This window comes from Epilithonimonas sp. UC225_85, from assembly GCF_042695135.1.
Taxonomy (GTDB): Bacteria; Bacteroidota; Bacteroidia; order Flavobacteriales; family Weeksellaceae; genus Epilithonimonas.
In genome coordinates this window covers 2565565-2579364 of sequence record NZ_CP170547.1, presented here as the reverse complement: position 1 = coordinate 2579364, position 13800 = coordinate 2565565, and the positions used below count along the sequence as shown (strand labels likewise).

Here is a 13800-nt window from a genome sequence, read left to right as displayed (position 1 = left end):
TTATTTATATCAAAAATAAAACTTTATGAGTAAAGAATTTTGGTTTAGAAATATTTTTATCAGACAATTATAGGATCTTATAAATAATAAAAGGATGAACCAGCCAGCTCATCCTTTATTTAATATTTAAGGTTAATTATGCTTCAATAAACTCCAAAAGATCTTTATTGATAGTAGCTGCTTCTGTAGTCGGCATTCCGTGAGGGAAACCCGGATACGTTTTTATCGTTCCGTTTTTCAGTAATTTGATTGATTTCAAAGCGGCATTTTGATAAGGAACGATCTGGTCATCTTCTCCGTGCAATACCAAAACCGGAATATCAACATTTTTCAAGTCTTCTCGGAAATCAGTCTCAGAAAATGCTTTGATTCCATCATAATGCGCCACGATGCCGCCCATCATTCCCTGTCTCCACCAGTTTCTCTGGATGCCTTCTTTCACATCAGCGCCTTCTCTGTTGTAGCCGTAGAAAGGGAAAGTCAAATCGATATAAAACTGCTGTCTGTTGTTAAGGGTCTGATCTCTGATGCCGTCAAAAACTGACATCGGAACACCATCGGGATTGCTGTCGCTTGCTACCATAATCGGCGGAACGGCGCTGATCAATACTGCTTTTTTAGCTCTTCCGTTCGCATATTTGTTAACATAACGGATCACTTCGCCACCACCTGTTGAGTGTCCGATGTGGACCACATCCTTCAGATCAAGGAATTCTACCAGTTCCGCTGCGTCAGAAGCGTATTGCTCAATAGTGTGATTGTAAATATCCTGGCTGGATCTGCCGTGTCCTCTTCTGTCGTGTGTCACCACTCTGTAGCCTTTTTGTAGGAAGAAGATTACCTGCGCGTCCCAATCGTCTGATGATAAAGGCCATCCGTGGTGAAACATCAATGTTGGTCCTTCGCCTTGGTCTTTGTAAAAAATCTCTGTTCCGTCTTTTAATTTTAGTGTGCTCATTTTGTTTGGTTTTAAATGTTATTGTATGAATTTGTTTTAAATTTTTTTTGAATAAATTATCCAGCGTTCTCGGTTAAAAGTTGAAATAAATCTTCCGCACCGCCATCGAATTTTTTTCCATTTACAAAGAATGAAGGAGTGCCGTTTACGCCGCTGATAACACCACTTTCAAAGTCTGAATCTACTTTATCTGCTAATTCCAGACTTTCCAGATCTTTTTCAAACTGAGGGATATTCAGTTTTAATTTTTCTGCCAATTTCATCAGAAAATTCTCATTCAGATATTCCTGGTTTTCATAGATGGCATCGTGCATTTCCCAGAATTTGCCTTGAAGATTGGCCGCTTCTGCTGCGATTGCTGCTGGTCTTGCGTATTGGTGAATTTCGTTTAGCGGAAAATTTCTGAAAACGAATTTGATCTGATTTCCGAATTGACTCATCAGTTCTTTGAGAACAGGATAAGCTTCGCCGCAATATGGACATTGATAATCTCCGTATTCTACGATGATGAGATCGGCTTTTAAATTGCCTTGTGCGTGATCAGAATTGCTGACTGCTGGTTTTAGTGACATAATTATTTTGTTTTAAGTGTTGTTTTTTTATAGTTTCAATGATGAAAGTATTCGTAAAAAGATAACCGAGATCAAAGCCTCTATATTTGAGGTTGGATGAATACTTTTTTTGAAGGGAATTTTTCTATCTCGTTATCCCTCAAACCAAAATTGGTTACGATAACATCTTTCGGATTTCCGGCCAGCCATTGACTCAAATCAATTGATTCGTAAATGCCGTTATTAAAGCCAATCAGAACTTTGCAAACCGTTTTCCCGGTATTTTTGATGTAATGTCCGGCTCCCATTGGAACGTAACCTACGTCTCCTGTATTAAACTGTTCTGTGACAACGGTGCTTTCCGCTAAGAAAACCGACATCTCTGCCTGCCCGGCAATATAATACTGCCACTCATCTGCATTCGGATGCCAGTGCATTTCTCTCAACGCTCCGGGCTGCAATTCTATAATTGATCCAGACATTGTACTGCTGATCGGGAACTCCTTACTTGTTACCAATCTCTGCAAACCTCCTCCCGGAATGATTCTTGGCTGTTGAGAATGCAACGGGTAGCGGTGGAAACTGGTTAATTCTATATCGGATTCGTCGGGACGGGCAGCTGCTGTAAATGATAACTCGTCCGGAACAATACCCGCTGCGAAATAAACTTCTTTTTGTGGTAATGCTGCAACTTCTTCCAGGGCTAAACCCAAGTTTTGAGCAACAATTTCCGGAGGCATACTTGATACAAAATCTGTTACACTGAATGTATGGTCTTCGGAAAAATTCCCATTATCAAAAATTAAAATAAAATGACATTCTTCTGTTCCCGTTGCCTGGATCGAATGACCATAACCTTTTGGAAAATACCAGACATCGCCCGGCTCAAAATTGTCAATATAACTATGTCCGTCAGGATGAATGATCGTAGTCCGCACTGTTCCGGAAATCACATAAGCCCATTCTGCAGCGTTGGCGTGCCAGTGCAATTCCCGCATACTTCCCGGCTGCAATCTCATAGAAACTCCCGCAATACCTGTAGAAGCAGGAAAATCTTTGACAGAAGCTCCTCTTGTTGTCCCGCCATTATTGGTGCGTGGTTCTTTTTTTTCTAATTCGTATTTGAAGCTAAGTGATTGAGCATTCATAACAGTAGTTTTTTGATTAATTATAGTTTGCCATTATTTCTACTGTAAAGCTACTGCGGTATCATTGGTTTTTGAAGTGGTTTTCGTTGAACGGGCAGAATGACTCGTTGAGAATTTGAAAGAGATAGTTGGTATGTTTGTTTTGCCCAGAATACAAGATTTATCCTAATTAATACTGAACTAAAAAAAAGAAATCACTGGAAAAATCCAGTGATTTTAATAAAATATAATGTGTTGATTTTTTAAAAAGGCTGATTGTACTTTCCTGTCAATGCTTTGTTTTCGATGCTTTTTGCAAAGTTGGGCGTTTCTTCGTGGTTATGAGCATCAGAAGCGGTTTGTCTGGAAGCGGCTGCATCGGCAAGATTCACGTTGTGTTCTTTTAAGTATTCGAACATTTCAGGAGTTGCTGTTGCGTGAATTTCGTTGGTGTACAAAGTCGTGTTATCATCAATTTTTGTGGCTCTCAGTTCCCATAAAACCTGAACTTTTGTACGGCCGCCTTTGGTAATAGAATCTGAAATTGATAACATTCTGCAGTAATCCGGACGATAAACATCTGCAACATAATGCTGAACCATCAAAGCATCTCCGATTGTTTCGACATTAAGTGAAACCGGCTGTCCATCGTAAGTTGAGGAAATAGCCGCTCCGATATGCTGAGTAGAACATCTCTGATATTCTGCATCGGGAAGGTTTAATAACCAATCTGCGATGTTTACTTTTTCGATTGGGGCATTGATAATCGCTGTAACTGTAGAGTGAGACAATGCGTTTTCTGGTGTTTGAATAATTTCCATAATGTTTAAAGTTTAATTGTTTGTATTTGTTATTTGATGAAGTAAAACTACATTCAACAAATTTCAAAATCAATTGGTGTTCGATGAACAGGCAGAAACACTCGGTGGAAAAGATAATTTAAGGATTAAGGAATACGGAAGTTTTAATAAAAGTAAAAGTCATTTGATTTCAAAACCCTTGAATTGCGACCAAGGTAAAAGTTGATTGGTTTCAAACAAGCTGTTTTGGAGAAAAGCAAAGTGTGTTTTAGTCTAAACAGCCTGCTTAGAGAAAAAACAAGTTGAGGTTTTGTTTAATCGACTTGTTTTGGCAAAAAACACTTTGTGTTTTAGTTTAATTGAGTTGTTTGGAGAAAATGACAGTTGTGTTTTAGTTTAAACGAGTTGTTTTGAAGGAAAGCAAAATGTGTTTTAGTTTAACCAGATTGTTCAGAGAGAATACAATTTGTATTTGAGCTTACACAAATTGTTTTGAAGAAAGCTTTAAAACAAAAAATCCGTCTCAATTTAGCTTGAAACGGATTTTACTTATATCAGATTTAAAATTATTTATAAAGCCACTTCCTGATCAGCTTCGTATAATTCGGCATCACAACATAAATTACCAGAAAAACCAGACAGCCGGTACTCACCAATGTATCAAAATACCGATTGGCAGGAATATTAAGTCGTCTTAATGATGGTAACAGTAAAAATTGCATCAACAATGATAAAGGAAAAATGGCAGACCAGGTTGCCAGATATTGCTTCCATCGAACCGGAACTTTGTTTTCTTTTTCGCCATAAAAGAGAAAATCCAGACCAGATTTGATTTCGTAATTATCTTCTTTTGTGAACAACGGATGCGCTTTGTCAATCAGTTTTCTTCTGGTATCAGATTCCATCCAGTTTCGGAGATTTTCAATGGTATCAAAACGAATAATGACGGTGTAGACAAAAGTCAGATTTGGAATCGGGCGCACAATCTGCCAGTCGATAAAACCTTTGGCGCTTTTGGAAAGGGGCAGAATTTCATCAAGCCATTTTTCATATTCGGATTGTTTGCCGTCGAGAACGTGGTGCGTGATGACTACTGATGCGCCTTGTGTTTCCATAATGAAATTTGTTTTTTAATTATTTTAAATCGATTTCAAAAACAATTTGGCTTCGAAAAAAGATTTCAGCAAAACATCTTTTGCTTCTTCCAAAGCCTGTTTCGATGCCGGATTTTCTTCTGTTGTTAATTCTAAAATATATAATTTTTCCTCCAATAAAGTTAGCAAACCCATTATTGCTACACTCGATTTTAAATCGTGGGCTCTTAATTTCAGTAATTTAAAATCCTTGTTTTCGTAAGCCAGTTTCAGTTCCTGCAAATGAGTAGGGACTTTATCTAAAAATTGTTGCGTCACGGTTCTTTCAAAATCCTTGTCGCCATTGCTGATAGACTTCAAATAAGTAAGGTCGATGAACTCGTAATTAAAAGTGATTTCTTCAGCTTTTGTTACCGCTTTTTCGTTTTCTTTCAATCCGAAATTGGAGATTAATTTGAGTAATTCGTCTTCTTTTATTGGTTTGGAAATATATTCGTTCATTCCACGGCTCATACATCTTTCGCGTTCGCCTGCCAAAGCGTGTGCGGTCATTGCGATGATTGGCGTGTTCAGTTTCAGTTCTTCACGGATGGTTTGCGTGGCAATGTAACCGTCCATTTGTGGCATTTGAATATCCATTAAAACCAAGTCGCAATCATTGTTTCTGAGAAATTCTACCGCTTCCAGACCGTTGTTTGCGGTTTCAAAATTGATGTTCCATTGTGAGAGAAGATGTTTCATCAGACTTTGATTGATAGCGTTATCATCCACGATTAACACTTTCAAAGGCGCATTTGTTTTATCTTTAAAATAATTGGTGTCAACTTTCGGAACTACATTCAGTTGTTCTTTTGCGATTGTGTAAGGAATATAAAAATGGAAAGTCGTGCCTTTTCCCTGTTCGCTTATCACTTCGATATCGCCATTTTGCAACTGAATCAGACTTTTTACAATCGATAAACCAAGTCCGGTTCCGCCGTAATTTCGGGTTGTCGAATCTTCGCCCTGATTGAATCTTTCAAAAACTTCAATGAGTTTTTCTTTATCAATTCCGATGCCTGTGTCAGAAACTTTAAAGCCTACAACGACTTCGTTTTCGGTCTGTTGTTTGTTGTAAATTTCGATATTAATGTTTCCTTGATGTGTAAATTTGATGGCATTTCCGATGAGGTTGACCAGAATTTGAGTCAGTCTCGTGGCGTCACCATTCAAAGTGTCAGGAATGGACGAATCTATTTTGCTGGAAATCGTCAATCCTTTTTCTTTGGCTCGTTCTACGAAAAAAGTTTCGACAGAATTCACCAATCCATTGATGCTGAATATGCCTTTGGTAATGCGCATCATTCCGGCTTCGATTTTTGACAGATCTAAAATATCATTGATGATTGCCATCAGGTTTTCTCCCGACCGCTGAATTGAGGATACAAACTCTGCAGATGTTGGATCCAAAGGTCTTTTTTGTAATAAATTGGTAAAACCCAAAATGCCGCTCAAAGGTGTTCTGATTTCGTGACTCATATTCGCAAGGAAGTTTTCTTTGGTTTGTGCGGCAACCGATGCTTTTTTCTCCGCAACATCCAATTCCTGAATCAACAATCTCTGACGTTTGAACTGACGAAGGATGTGATAGCCAACAATTGCGCCGCTTAATATCAATAATATCAATAAAGAAATGTCATACAATCTTGCCTTTTGACCCATTTCTTCGCTTCGTTTGCTGAGTTCAACCATATGCAACCGGCGGCTTTCATAGATTTTTGCGGTGATGCTTGTGATTTCATTCGAAATTTTTCTGGCTCGTGGATTTGCGATCGAAGTCTGGTCGTCCATATTTCCCAAAGAAAGGTAGCGATGCAGTAATTTTTCCTTCGTTGTTTTCTTTTCCATTGCAAGAACACTGAGACGATGTATCAAACGCTCTTCTTCTGTATCTGCATTGTCTTTTGAGAGAGAATCCAGAAAGTTTTCTATCTGACTGATTTTTTGGTCGATTCCTTCGAGATGAGTCGTGTCGTTGGTCGCAATAGAAGCTCTGATTCTGCTTTCAACGCCCAAAATATCACGGTCGATTTCTCTTAAATGATTGCTGGAACGCAACTCGCTGAGAAGTCTGTTGTTGTTTTGAATAAGTGCTTTTGTATTTTTAGCAGAATTGATTTGGACAGCAATCAAAAGAAGCGAACCTGCAATGAAGGTGAGTATGATAAAATAACTAAACCGTTTGTTGTCCATTACTGAGGATATTTTTTTCATAAGTGTTATATACTTAACTTGAAATTATATGAACCACCCGGTCAAAAATTCTTTGAATTTTCGCCATCCCTCCAGCGGAGGGAAATTTTACGCTCCCTTCAGAACGCCGAATTGCAGCAGCCCGGCTTGAACGAAGCTCTTTTTTGTTATTGCGATTGCTGTAAAGTTCTAAAGATTGCTTCACTTTGTTCGCAATGACAAAAAAAGCGGGAGTGGAAGACGGATTAAGCTGCCCAAACCTAACAAAGTTGTTCGACGTATCAAATTATTAATAGTCAATTAGAAAACATTCATTCTCGTATTGAGCGCTTTTCGATAGGCATCTGCAACGGGAATGAATTTTCCGTTGATCATAATTCCGCCATCCTGAAGCGTGTCTATCTTGCCGACAGAAACGATGTAAGAACGATGAACTCTGATAAAATGATCCTTTGGGAGACGTTCTTCCGCCGTTTTCATTTTGCCGTGGATGGCAAACATTTTTTCGCGTGTGTAAAACTTTACATAATCTCCCATTGCTTCTGCGTAAAAAATATCGTCCAGCTTCAAACGCCTTGTGATATTGGAATCCCGGACGAAAAGAAACTCATCTTTAGTAACTTCTACATTTTCTTTCCTGCTTTCAAGGATTGATTGTGCTTTGCTTACTGCCTGTAAAAATCTGGCAGGCATCACCGGTTTCAGGATATAATCTGCGATATTCAGTTCGAAAGCTTCCAGTGCATATTCTTTATTAGAAGACGTGAAAATGATGATGATATCTTTCCCGGAAAGGTTTTTTGTAAGCTCGATTCCTGTCATTTCCGGCATTTCTATATCCAGAAATATCAAATCTACCTCATTGTTTTGCAAATGGTTGTAGGCATCTATTGCGTTGGAATATTCATTGACAATTGTAAGATTCGGAACCTGTTTTGCCAAATGTGCCAAAGTTGTTCTTGCGATATCATTATCATCAACGATTAAAGCCTTCATAGGGATAGTTATTTATGGTTGACACAAATATAATTATTCCTTTTTGTTTTTGATGCTTTCGAAGTTAGATTATCTGAAGTAAGAACGGATCATCCAGGCCATTTCTTCGTGGGTTTCCATCAAACCTGTTATGAAATCGCTTGTTCCGTAATCTTTGTATTGTTCGGCAAAAGGCGTGATATTTCCGCGTAGAAAATCGATGATGCTTTCGTGGTCGGCCAGTAAATCTTTCATAAAGCCAAGACCGTCATTCGTTCTTTCGCTGTATTCGGTAAGATGTGTTAATTCCAGATAAATTTTCATTGTAGCAGGAGCAAAATGCCCGATTTTTCTCATACGTTCTGCGACGCTGTCAATCAATTCATCCAATTGTTTGTATTGTTCTTCGAAGAAGATATGATTGGCGTGGAAATTATCACCGGTCACGTTCCAGTGTGCATTTCTGGTTTTGATGTAAAGAACAGATTCGTCGGCTAATAATTTTGCCAATTGTTCTGCAACAGCCTCTGTGTTTTTTTCTGTAATTCCGATTTTTGCTTTCATAATAGTAAGGTTTAAGTTTTGAGCTTTATTGCTCTTTTTTCTGATGTAAAGTTCAGTCGAATTCCTATAAAATCCAGAGATTTTTCGTTGAAAGGGCAAAATGAGTCGTTGAATAGAACACAATGATTTTTAAATAAAAAACCCTTTTCAAATAAAATGAAAAGGGTTGGTGTTTATGAAGATAAGATTTGATTTGTTATTTAGCTATTATTTTAAAATTAGTATTCAGGTTTTCTCCGGAGACATTCAGGATATAAATTCCGGCTACCTTTTTATCTCTAATATTCAGATTGAAAAGGCCTTTTCCATTAGAAGTTACCTTTTCCTTAATGATGATTTTTCCTGTCATATCAGTTAATGTAGCGGTCAGACTGGATTGCTCATATTTAGGAAGTTTGATGAAGATCTCATCTTTCACAGGATTGGGATATACAATGCCTTTATCTTTATTTGAAATGAAATTATCATTACCTAATGTTGCCTGATTGTACAAACCTTGTACTTCCGTTGCAGTCAATGCATGGTTGAACATTTTAAGTTCGTCAAAGGCACCTTTGTAAGGAGCAGGAGCATTTGTCGCAGCCTGGAACTCAAGTTCGCCGATATTCCCGATGACAAGATCACTTGCTTCACCAATTCCTGTAACTGCCGTTTCGTCTCCTTCGGTCATAAGAACGCCATCTGCATAGATTCTCATTTTATGAGCAACGATATCTCTCATAATGACAACATTTACCCATTCCCCTGTGAAATATTTGGCAATAGGGGAAGTGATTTCCTTTTTCGTAATATCGTCATCTATGGCAAAACGCAGCTGTCCGCCTTTCATCTCAATATTAAAACGTTTTCCGGTTGCACCAGTTGTATTATTTTTTGTAATAGATCCTTTGCACAATACATAAAGACTGGTTGATGAAGAACCAGGGATCATACTTACCGGTGCTTTCATCCAAAACGAAACGGTGAAAGAGTTTCTGTCAAACCGGATATGGTCCTGATCCGGAATACTTGTGATATACATATTGCTTGGCGCTGTTGCCAGATTTATGGCATTATTTTCTTTTCCTTGTATTCTTACATTGGAATTATCATAAGCTACATCCAATAATCCGTCATTAGCATAATTAGTATCATCAGCAATTTTTTCACCTTCCAAAGGTGCTTCTTTAAATGGCCAGTACCCAACAAGACTCGGAGTCAGGGCTTTGAAAGTCCAAATATCACCTGTTGCAACACCTTTAGCATTAGAAGCATCGATTCTCCAATAATAATTGGTTGCAGGACTCAAACCGGTAAGCTGATAAGACGGCGCAGCAGAATAAGCAACATCTGCCTGCTTGATCAAATTTCCGGCGTCTGTTCCCAAATAAACAGCGTAAGAAGTTGTATTCGAGCTACCAGTCCATTTCAATGTCATATTACCGCTTGTCAATTCTACATTATTGTTTCCATTTGCAGGTGTTGGCGTAGTTGCTTTTGCAGGCGCTGATGGAATTGGTGGTGTAGTGATTGATGTCACAGTTGTGTAAACAGAAGATTCTGTCGCATTAAACGCTTTTACTCTGTAATAATACTGCGTGTTGGGCGTCAAACCGGTTTCGTTATAACTTGTTATGTTGGCACCAAGCGTTGCAAGTTCTGTAAAAGTAGTTCCATTTGTAGAACGCTCCAGTACATAATTGGTTTCGTTGTCAGCATTATCATTCCAATTAACTGTTAATGAGCTTGAAGCGGGAACTTCTGTTGTGGTAACATTGGTAAAATTAAGATTGGTCGGTGGAATAATGAAGTCTGCCGGAGCCTGACTTGTCAAACCATTAATGTAAACTTCAATATTCAGATAAGGTGCATTGGTTGTGCTGACAGCCAAAGCATCGGGAACATTTTTATCCAATCCATTTGCATCTTCCCAAGCATCTGGCATACCGTCATTGTCTGTATCCAAAGGAGCCGGCGCACCATAAACGTGTCCTGCACCGCCATTGGTAAAGCCAAATTTTGTCGTCAAATCAGACTGAACATAGACATAAGTCGCAGTAGTTCCTTTAGATGCCAGATCGGAGATCATCAGATTTTCTACCTGATCACGTCTTGGGTAAGACGCACCAACACTTAAAATTGCTTTGTCAAAAGCCTGCTGAGCCGTCAAAGCTGTGTTTTTCATCGGATAATCATACGGCTCTGATTTTATAGTTGAAATATCTCCCGTTGGATAACCCGTCAGATCTGCCGGAACCAAAGTACCGTCCAGAACGCCATTTCTGTTATTATCAAAATAATTTCCTGCACCGTACAAAGAGAAATTATCATTCCCTCTATTGAAAGGTGTTGTAAGGTTAGTTTGTGTATTCGGACCGCCGATAAAGTAATTATTAATGATATTCACGTCCGAACTTCCTGCAGAATCACCGCCCATAATATAGGCATCACCGGATTCAGCGTGTCCGTAAGTATTACCAAAATTGCCCCAGTTGTAAACCACGTTATTTACAAACTCATTGATTCCCTTTACTTTGTTATTTCGGGTTTTGTTACAGATATACAAGTTTCCGATCAAACTGATTTTACCGCCCGATGGCTGCATCAATCCGCCGGCAGAATGGTTGTGACGATGCAGACCCTGACCAATAATGGAATTTTGTATTGTTATATTATCCGGACTTTCACCTTTGTTGTCCCAGTTGATAGAGAAAACTTCGTCTGTTCCCCAAGTGAAGGACATATGATCCAGAATGATATTGGCGCCATTAGATAAGCCGGATGTATCCTGACCTTGAGTGGTTGCACCGTAACGAATGCGGACATAACGTGCTATCGTATTACTTGCGCCTGTAAATGTTACCTTTGCGCCCAAAAGTACAATACCTTCTCCCGGAGCCGTTTGACCTGCAATGGTTGTGTTTTTGGCAATTGCAATCTGAGAAAGGGTATTGATGATGCCGCCAACTTTGAATATGACAAATCTCCCTTCCTGACTAACAGCATCCCGAAATGAGCCAGGTCCGCTGTCATTCAGATTGGTTACAAGATAAATCTGAGGATTGGCAGCACCTCTAGCGCCGGTGGTATATCTTCCAAAACCTGTAGCTTCCGGGAAAGCTAATGTCTGAGCATTCAAACCGACCGTGGCCGACATCAGCCCGCAAAACACAAAAAGTTTGAAGAACTGTTGAATAGGTAATTTTCTATTTTTCATAAAATTATTGTTAATTAAATATTAATAATTTGGTGTGAGGGAAAATTAGAAACAAAGCAAAAAACGAGTGTCCTGCTCCGTCCTGAATATGTTGTTAATTGTCAATTGATTACGATCGGAAGCCTTATTGTATTGATTTTAAGAAGATTCAAAATGAAATGTGTTTTAGTAATGATAATTATTCTTACTAGTTCAAAAAGTATTGATAAATGAGCCTGAGAATGATGTTAAGGAAAAAAAATCGGATAATTTTTTACAGTTTTTTAATTATAAATTTCATCACCAAAAATGCTCGGCAGATCATTAATTTTCAATCAAGGTCAAAAAATAATAATATTTTCAGCATCAATTCTAAAAGTAAAAGCGCTTGTCATTTTTCCGAATTATGATTAGATAATTTCTTATCTTTATCAATTAATAAGCGCTTTTTATAAGTTGCCTTAAATTAAATATTTATAGATTTATTATATGAAGGATCTTGTAAAAGCGAAAGGTTTTGAGAATGATATTGATGATATAAACCAAATTCCTGCGGTAGCAAAAATTCTGGAGGTAATCTGTAATTCAACAGGGATGGGGTTTGCCGCAGTTGCAAAGGTTACCAAAGATCAATGGATAGCCTGCGCAGTAAATGACAAGATCAATTTCGGGCTTGGAGTAGGAGGCGAGCTGCAAGTAGAAACCACACTATGCAATGAGGTGATGGAATTACAACAAGTGATTGCCATAGATAATGTGAGTGAAGATCCAATCTATTCTGATCATCATACGCCCAAAATATATGGTCTTCAAAGCTACATTTCCATACCTATCATCTTAAAAAACGGCGATTTTTTCGGAACTCTGTGTGCTATTGATCCCAAACCAGCTTTGGTGAACAATGAAAAAACAATCACCATGTTTAAGCTTTTTGCAGAACTGATTGCATTCAATCTGGATTCTCTCCAGCATTTGAACGAAACCCAGGTCAAACTTCTTGAAGAAAAGAAAATTGCAGAAACCAGGGAGCAGTTTATCGCGATACTTGGACATGACCTCCGCAACCCCATCAATGCTATTTCCAATGCGGTACAGCTTCTGTTCAGAAGCCAGTTGGATGAACGGAATCTGCGATTGGCAAAGGTTATTCAGGATTCTACAAATCGTACGCAAGGTCTTATCAATAATATGCTCGATTTTGCAAGTGGGCGTCTTGGTGGTGGCATCAAGCTAAATTATGACAACAATAAGAACCTTGAAGACACCCTGAATCAAGTCATCACAGAGCTGAAAATGGTCTATCCCGATAGGTCAATAATGACAGTGCTTAGTCTGGAAAAAGAAATCAGGGCAGATTACAAACGCATCGCTCAGCTATTTTCAAATCTTTTGGGTAATGCACTTACTCACGGCGAAAAGCAATCGCCAATACTTGTAAAAGCGGCATTAGTATCAAATAATTTTGAACTGTGTGTCATCAATAAGGGTAATAAAATCTCACCAGATATTATAAAACATCTTTTTAAGCCTTTTTCCAGAGGAGAAGTACATCACGGTCAGGAAGGATTAGGTCTTGGGCTTTACATAGCAAGCGAAATTGCTGCAGCCCACAAAGGGACGATCTGGGTTGACTCAACGGATGAAGAAACCTGCTTCACATTTCAAATTCCTTTCTCAGCTGCTGAAATCTGAGTTGACTTAATTTTAATAAAAAACACCCGAAAATTAATTTCGGAGCATTGCATTTTATCTTAATTTATTGAGATTGTTTTCTGATGTATTTTTGACATTAAGCCTGTCTTCTACATATTCAATCGTTGTTTTGCCGTGTGGTTTCGGATTTCCGTCCTCGTCCAATGCTACAAAAACCAATCGCTCAATGGTGATAATCTTTTGGTGTGTCATTTTATTTCTAACCTCGCATCTTAATGTTAGAGATGATCTTCCAAACTCAACGGCTTCGATTCCGATCTCAATAATGTCGCCTTGTTTTGCAGAGCTCACAAAGTTGATCTCCGAGATATATTTGGTTACGGTTCTTGAATTTTCTAATTGGATAATGGCATAAAGTGCCGCCTCTTCATCGATCCATTGAAGTAATCTTCCTCCAAAAAGTGAATGGTTTGGATTAAGGTCTTCTGGTTTTATCCATTTTCTGGTGTGGTAATTCATCATAATTCTATGGCATTTTAATTTGATGCAAAGGTAAAGTTTTCATAGGGATTTAACAGTTGTAGAACATAGAAAAATTAATAACTGAATTAATTTTCAGATATATTAATCTAAAATTCTTTGGTGGGATTTTTGATTCCCTAGAATCTTAG

11 protein-coding genes are annotated in these 13800 nt (G+C 38.3%); 1 reads left to right on the top strand and 10 read right to left on the bottom strand.

All coding sequences use genetic code 11. The features are described from left to right. Positions 1 to 136 precede the first annotated feature (136 nt). From ACFJGY_RS11870 to ACFJGY_RS11830, 9 genes are all read right to left on the bottom strand, one after another. A complete protein-coding gene (locus tag ACFJGY_RS11870; RefSeq protein WP_379964159.1) occupies positions 137 to 958 on the bottom strand; it encodes an alpha/beta fold hydrolase in 822 nt (273 codons plus the stop codon). 56 nt (positions 959 to 1014) lie between these two features. Further along, positions 1015 to 1530, bottom strand: coding sequence for a DsbA family protein (locus ACFJGY_RS11865; protein ID WP_379964157.1), 516 nt, complete (start codon positions 1528 to 1530; stop codon positions 1015 to 1017). Positions 1531 to 1610: 80 nt separating this feature from the next. After that, positions 1611 to 2657: a cupin domain-containing protein gene (locus tag ACFJGY_RS11860; protein WP_379964155.1), complete on the bottom strand. Its 1047-nt coding sequence runs from the start codon at positions 2655 to 2657 to the stop codon at positions 1611 to 1613. A gap of 242 nt (positions 2658 to 2899) precedes the next feature. Beyond that, positions 2900 to 3457 (bottom strand): hypothetical protein, encoded by a 558-nt coding sequence (locus ACFJGY_RS11855; RefSeq protein ID WP_379964153.1) that lies wholly within the window; start codon positions 3455 to 3457, stop codon positions 2900 to 2902. A 545-nt stretch (positions 3458 to 4002) separates the two neighbouring features. Beyond that, positions 4003 to 4551, bottom strand: a complete 549-nt coding sequence (locus ACFJGY_RS11850) for an antibiotic biosynthesis monooxygenase (protein WP_379964151.1) — start codon at positions 4549 to 4551, stop codon at positions 4003 to 4005. Between the two features lie 24 nt (positions 4552 to 4575). Further along, the gene (locus ACFJGY_RS11845; protein WP_379964149.1) at positions 4576 to 6783 is read right to left on the bottom strand and encodes an ATP-binding protein; all 2208 of its coding nucleotides are present in this window, start codon (positions 6781 to 6783) and stop codon (positions 4576 to 4578) included. A 279-nt stretch (positions 6784 to 7062) separates the two neighbouring features. Then, positions 7063 to 7758, bottom strand: a complete 696-nt coding sequence (locus ACFJGY_RS11840) for a LytR/AlgR family response regulator transcription factor (RefSeq protein ID WP_379964147.1) — start codon at positions 7756 to 7758, stop codon at positions 7063 to 7065. 69 nt (positions 7759 to 7827) lie between these two features. Continuing rightward, positions 7828 to 8301 (bottom strand): Dps family protein, encoded by a 474-nt coding sequence (locus ACFJGY_RS11835; RefSeq protein ID WP_379964145.1) that lies wholly within the window; start codon positions 8299 to 8301, stop codon positions 7828 to 7830. 196 nt (positions 8302 to 8497) lie between these two features. Then, positions 8498 to 11497 carry a LamG-like jellyroll fold domain-containing protein gene (locus ACFJGY_RS11830; protein ID WP_379964143.1) on the bottom strand — a complete coding sequence of 1000 codons (3000 nt, stop codon included), beginning with the start codon at positions 11495 to 11497 and terminating at the stop codon, positions 8498 to 8500. A gap of 468 nt (positions 11498 to 11965) precedes the next feature. On the opposite strand from ACFJGY_RS11830, the gene ACFJGY_RS11825 reads away from it, so the two are divergent. Then, positions 11966 to 13168: an ATP-binding protein gene (locus tag ACFJGY_RS11825; protein ID WP_379964141.1), complete on the top strand. Its 1203-nt coding sequence runs from the start codon at positions 11966 to 11968 to the stop codon at positions 13166 to 13168. A gap of 54 nt (positions 13169 to 13222) precedes the next feature. On the opposite strand, the gene ACFJGY_RS11820 is transcribed toward ACFJGY_RS11825, so the two are convergent. Next, positions 13223 to 13648 (bottom strand): acyl-CoA thioesterase, encoded by a 426-nt coding sequence (locus ACFJGY_RS11820; protein ID WP_379970175.1) that lies wholly within the window; start codon positions 13646 to 13648, stop codon positions 13223 to 13225. Positions 13649 to 13800 lie beyond the last annotated feature (152 nt).

Excerpts from the sequence above, each read along its gene's own strand:
- ACFJGY_RS11865 (WP_379964157.1), bottom strand. The coding sequence starts at position 1,530 with ATGTCACTAAAACCAGCAGTCAGCAATTCTGATCACGCACAAGGCAAT.
- ACFJGY_RS11845 (WP_379964149.1), bottom strand. The coding sequence starts at position 6,783 with ATGAAAAAAATATCCTCAGTAATGGACAACAAACGGTTTAGTTATTTT.
- ACFJGY_RS11825 (WP_379964141.1), top strand. The coding sequence starts at position 11,966 with ATGAAGGATCTTGTAAAAGCGAAAGGTTTTGAGAATGATATTGATGAT.
- ACFJGY_RS11820 (WP_379970175.1), bottom strand. The coding sequence starts at position 13,648 with ATGAATTACCACACCAGAAAATGGATAAAACCAGAAGACCTTAATCCA.
- ACFJGY_RS11830 (WP_379964143.1), bottom strand. The coding sequence starts at position 11,497 with ATGAAAAATAGAAAATTACCTATTCAACAGTTCTTCAAACTTTTTGTG.
- ACFJGY_RS11860 (WP_379964155.1), bottom strand. The coding sequence starts at position 2,657 with ATGAATGCTCAATCACTTAGCTTCAAATACGAATTAGAAAAAAAAGAA.
- ACFJGY_RS11850 (WP_379964151.1), bottom strand. The coding sequence starts at position 4,551 with ATGGAAACACAAGGCGCATCAGTAGTCATCACGCACCACGTTCTCGAC.
- ACFJGY_RS11855 (WP_379964153.1), bottom strand. The coding sequence starts at position 3,457 with ATGGAAATTATTCAAACACCAGAAAACGCATTGTCTCACTCTACAGTT.
- ACFJGY_RS11835 (WP_379964145.1), bottom strand. The coding sequence starts at position 8,301 with ATGAAAGCAAAAATCGGAATTACAGAAAAAAACACAGAGGCTGTTGCA.
- ACFJGY_RS11840 (WP_379964147.1), bottom strand. The coding sequence starts at position 7,758 with ATGAAGGCTTTAATCGTTGATGATAATGATATCGCAAGAACAACTTTG.
- ACFJGY_RS11870 (WP_379964159.1), bottom strand. The coding sequence starts at position 958 with ATGAGCACACTAAAATTAAAAGACGGAACAGAGATTTTTTACAAAGAC.